The organism is Brevundimonas sp. (genome assembly GCF_041648615.1).
Taxonomy (GTDB): domain Bacteria; phylum Pseudomonadota; class Alphaproteobacteria; order Caulobacterales; family Caulobacteraceae; genus Brevundimonas.
The window spans coordinates 1-4836 of record NZ_JBAZOS010000068.1; the positions used below are offsets into that span (position 1 = coordinate 1).

4 protein-coding genes are annotated in these 4836 nt (G+C 68.7%); all 4 read left to right on the forward strand.

Annotated features, from left to right (window positions below; all coding sequences use genetic code 11):
• Window positions 1-60: 60 nt before the first annotated feature.
• Genes WC555_RS15105 through WC555_RS15120 form a run of 4 tightly spaced genes read left to right on the forward strand, consistent with a single transcriptional unit; the run spans window position 61 to window position 4289 of the window.
• The gene (locus tag WC555_RS15105) at window positions 61-579 is read left to right on the forward strand and encodes a hypothetical protein (RefSeq protein ID WP_373254901.1); all 519 of its coding nucleotides are present in this window, start codon (window positions 61-63) and stop codon (window positions 577-579) included.
• Entirely contained in the window at window positions 576-2639 is a 2064-nt protein-coding gene (mrdA, locus tag WC555_RS15110) for a penicillin-binding protein 2 (protein WP_373254903.1), read from the forward strand. The genes WC555_RS15105 and mrdA overlap by 4 nt, the downstream gene beginning before the upstream one ends.
• The gene (rodA, locus tag WC555_RS15115) at window positions 2636-3793 is read left to right on the forward strand and encodes a rod shape-determining protein RodA (protein WP_373254905.1); all 1158 of its coding nucleotides are present in this window, start codon (window positions 2636-2638) and stop codon (window positions 3791-3793) included. Before mrdA ends, rodA begins: the two co-directional genes overlap by 4 nt.
• A 28-nt stretch (window positions 3794-3821) precedes the next feature.
• Complete coding sequence (locus WC555_RS15120) at window positions 3822-4289, forward strand: DUF6173 family protein (RefSeq protein WP_373254908.1); 468 nt, start codon at window positions 3822-3824, stop codon at window positions 4287-4289.
• The last annotated feature ends 547 nt before the right edge of the window (window positions 4290-4836 follow it).

A 4836-nucleotide genomic window follows, 5' to 3' on the forward strand; every position in this document is an offset into this window, starting at 1 on the left:
CACCCCGGCCGTGACCCCGCCGCCCGCGCCCGCGGCCGCGCCTCCCGCGGGAGGGACCGAATGAGACGCCCCGTCGCGGTCCGCGTCGTCGGGCCGATGCAGTGGATCGTCTATCCGGCCCTGATCACGGTCGCGGTCACCATCATCCTCGGCACCCCCGTCGAGCTGTTCGGCCTCAACCTGCCGGAGCCGGTCATCCCCATGGTGCTGGCCTTCGCCTGGCCGCTGATCCGCCCCTCGATCGTCGCCCCCCTGGTGCTGACCGGCCTCGGCCTGGGCCTCGACATCTTCACCTACGGCCCGCTCGGCCTCTGGGCCCTGTCGCTGCTGGCCATCTATGCGGTGGTGCTGGCCTCGCGCAGCTTCCTGATCGGCCAGGACACCGCCGTCCTGTTCGTCTGGTACGCCGCCTGCTGCGGCCTGGCCTTCCTGCTGGTCTATGTCGTGCGCATGATCATCGATCACAACGCCGCCAGCCTGCTGGCCCTGATCGGCCAGATCGTCCCGACCCTGCTGCTCTTCCCCTTCGCCCACCAGATGATCGAGCGGTTCGAAGACGGCGACGTGAGATTCCGATGAGCTCGGAACCCTCCATCTTCTTCTCGGACGTCAACGAGCGGCAGGGGTCCTTCCTGCGCCGCACCTTCGTGTTCGGCGGGCTGACGGCGCTCGGCGGCCTGGCCCTGACCGGCCGCCTGGCCCAGCTGCAGGTCGTCCAGGCGGGCGAATACGCCACCCTGGCCTCGAACAACCAGTTCAACTTCCGCCTCGTGCCGCCGCCGCGGGGCCGCATCCTCGACCGCAACGGCGTCGTCATCGCCGGCAACCGCCCCAGCTTCCGCGTCCTGGTCGTGCGCGACGAGACCAAGGACCTGGACCAGACCCTGGACCTGCTGGGCCGCCTGCTGCCCGACACCGTGGACCGGCGCCGTTCGATCATCCGCGACGTCAACGCCGCCCCGCGCTTCTCGCCCGTCCCGGTCAAGAGCGACCTGAGCTGGGAGGAGTTCGCCAAGGTCAATCTGTACGCCAACGAGCTGCCGGGCGTCATGGCCGACATGAACGAGGCCCGCTACTACCCGTTCGGCGGCGCCTTCGCCCACGTCATCGGCTATGTCGCCAAGCCCAACGACCGCGACATCAAGGCGATCGAGGACCGCGGCGAGAAGGTCCCCGAGATTCTCTACAACCCCGGCTTCCGCATCGGCCGCCAGGGGGTGGAGAAGTCGTTCGACACCGATCTGCGCGGCGAGGCCGGGGGCACCCGGGTCGAGGTCGATGCGCGGGGCAGGGTGGTGGCCGAGGATGTCGGCGGCTCGCGCCCCGCCGTGCCGGGCAAGGACGTCGTCCTGACCCTCGACGCCGACGTCCAGAACCGGGCGCTGGAGGTGATGGGCGTGGAGTCCGGCGGCTGCGTGGTCATGGACGTGCGCAACGGCGACATCCTGTGCATGGTCTCTTCGCCGTCGTTCGACCCGAACCTGTTCGTCGGCGGCGTGCCGTCCCACATCTACAACGCCCTGCGCGACTATGAGCGCAAGCCCCTGCTGGACAAGACGCTGAACGGCGTCTTCCACCCCGGCTCGACCTTCAAGATGACCACGGCCCTGGCCATCCTCGAGGCCGGCGTCGATCCGACCGAGCGCGTGACCTGCACGGGCGGCTATCGTTTCGGCAACCGGGTGTTCCGTTGCTGGCAGGCCGGGGGCCACGGCCCGCAGGACATGCACAACGCCATCAAGAACTCGTGCGACGTCTATTTCTACCACATGTGCAATCGCGCCGGCGTCGACCTGATCCAGGACACGGCGAAGAAGATCGGCTTCATGCAGACCTATGACATCGGGGTCGGCAACCAGAAGGCCGGCTCCGTGCCCAGCAAGGCGTGGAAGGCCAACTACAACCGCCGCAATCCCAATCCGGAATCGCGGGTCTGGTTTCCGGGCGAGACCCTGTCCGTCGCCATCGGCCAGGGCGACGTCAACGTCACCGCCCTGCAGCTGGCCGTCATGACCGCCCGCCTCGCCAATGCGAGAAAGGCCATCAACCCCCGCCTGATCAAGTCGGTCGGCGGCGTCGAACAGCCTTCGGGCGCCGCCGTGCCGGACCTGCCGTTCCCGCCCGAACACGTCGAGATCGTGCGTCAGGGCATGATCGCCGTGGCCAACGACCGTTCGGGCACCGCCTATCGCCAGAGCCAGCTGGGGCTGGGCGACATCCAGATGGCCGGCAAGACCGGCACCGCCCAGGTCCGCAGCTACGGCTCGGGCCCGCGCACCAGCGCCATCTGGGCGCTCAAGGACCACAACCTGTTCGTGGCCTTCGCCCCGATCGACGCGCCTCGCTATGCGGTGGCGGTCATCATCGAGCACGGCGGCAAGGGCGGCGCCACGGCCGGCGCCCCCCGCGCCCGCGAGATCATGCGCACGACCCTGCTCAAGGATCCCGAGATGCTGGAGCGCATCCAGCGTCCGCCGCCGCCCGAAGCCCTGGGCCCCGAGACCGAGGCGGACGAACTGGCCGGAGCGGCGCCCGAGGAGCCCGTCGCCGAGGCTCCGGCGGCCGCGCCGACCGCCCGGCCCGCCGCTCCCGCGACGGCGGCCGGCCCTCGCCCCTATCTGCCCGAGGCTCCGCAATGACCGCCTCCGCCCTGACGCGCCCCGGCGAGCGTGACCGGATCTCGACCAAGATCAGCGAGCTGGACTGGCGCCTGATCGGCCTGTTGTGCCTCGTCGCCACGGTCGGCGCCGCCATGCTCTATTCGATCGCCGGCGGCCACTGGCAGCCCTGGGCGGCCAAGCATGTGATCCGTTTCGCAGCCCTGCTGGCGGTGATGCTGGGACTGGCCATGGTCCACCCCAAATGGTGGTTCCGCGCCGCCTATCCGCTCTACGCGGTGCTGCTCGTGCTCGTGCTGATGATCGAATTCACCCCGCTCGGCTATGTCGCGGGCGGGGCCAGGAACTGGCTGAACCTCGGCTTCATGCGCATTCAGCCGGCCGAGTTCGTCAAGCTGGGCCTCGTCCTGGCCCTGGCCCGCTGGTACCACAATCATACGGCCCAGGAGGCCCGCTGGTCGTGGAAGCTGCTGATCCCGGCCGGCATGATCGGCGTCCCCTTCATTCTGGTGGCCAAACAGCCTGACCTGGGCTCGGCCATGGTCATCGGCCTGACGGGCGCCGTCGTCATGTTCGTGGCCGGCCTCAGCTGGCGCGTCATCGCCGCGGGGGCGGCCGCCGCCGTCGCCGTCATCCCGCCCTTCGTCATGTTCGGCATGCACGACTATCAGCGCAACCGGGTGCTGACCTTCCTCAGTCCCGAGTCCGATCCGTCGGGCACGGGCTACAACATCATCCAGTCCAAGATCGCGCTCGGCTCGGGCGGGCTGCTGGGCAAGGGCTACGGCCTGGGCAGCCAGAGCCAGCTGGAGTTCCTGCCCGAACGGCACACGGACTTCATCTTCTCCACCGTGGCCGAGGAGTTCGGCTTCGTCGGCTCCTTCACGGTGCTGGCCTGCTATGTCGCCATCATCCTGATCTCCCTGCGCATCGCCTCGCTCGCGCACAGCCATTTCGGCCGCATCGCCGCCGCCGGGATGACGGCCTTCTTCGCCCTGTTCGTGCTGATCAACGGGGCGATGGTCATGGGCATGGCGCCCGTCGTCGGGGTGCCGATGCCGCTGCTGTCCTATGGCGGATCGTCGATGATGACCGTCATGTTCGGCTTCGGCCTGGTGCTGGCGACCCGCGTGCACCGCTACGCCGAACTGCCCAAGGGCCACGGACTGTTCTGATCCGGCCTTCGTGCGTTAGGCTGGGATCATGAGCAAAACCAGGACCGCCCCCGCCCCCGCCACGCCCCCCGTTTTCGTGCCCGACTGGGGCGACAAGCCGTGTCCGAAGCCGGTCCTGCCCGCGGCCTCCGTGGCGCAGACCGCCGCCCTGATGGACGGCGTCCGCATGCGCGAAAACCCGGCCGAATGGGCCTTCGTTCGCCTGTCCAAGCTGATCGAGGATTTTGAAAAGGGTCTCGACAAGGATGAGGAGATCGGCGCCCGCATCGTCGGCCTGCCGGGCGACGGAACCATGTCGATCGAGGACCTCGGCTTCTGGGGGCCGGACTTCATCATGTTCCTGGGCAAGAACGCCGACGGCAAGCCGGTCCGGCTGATCCAGCACTATGGCCAGATCAACGTCCTGCTCGACGTCCGCAAGAAGCCCGACGAACGTCCGGCCCGCCGCATCGGCTTCCAGCTGTCGGAAATGGTCCAGAAAACCAACCCGAAATAGGGGGGCGCACCGTCTCCTCCCCACGCAGTGGGGAGGGGGACCGCCCGCGCTCTTCGCGCGGGTGGTGGAGGGGGCGACGCCGGCGGATGTGATCAGCGATCCACCGGCCCCGCCGGCGTCGCCCCCTCCGTCTCGTCGGCTTCGCCGCCGATCCACCTCCCCATCTGCGATGGGGAGGAGACGACCACGGACGCTACTCACCGGATCTATAGTCGGGTTGGCGAGACAATATCCCGCCGCATCAACGGCTTCCGCTTTTCCCAAACTATATTCCTGGCGCCGCTCCCCACGGCCTTATCATTCTCCCCATCCCGTCGCGGGGGAGGGCGTCTGGCGCCAGGGCCAATCACGTGCGGCGGGTGTGATCGTTGCGGGACGCCGCGCGTCGCCTTCGGGGGGTGCACGGCGGAACCGGACCATGCTTGAGGACGGGTTGCTCCCCCCTTCGGCGTGCGAAGGGACTGTCCTCCGGGTTGAAACGGAGGAGCCCAGGAGCCTGGCCGCTCCTGCCCGCCCGGGCTTAGTTTCGAAAGGGCCTAAATGGCGA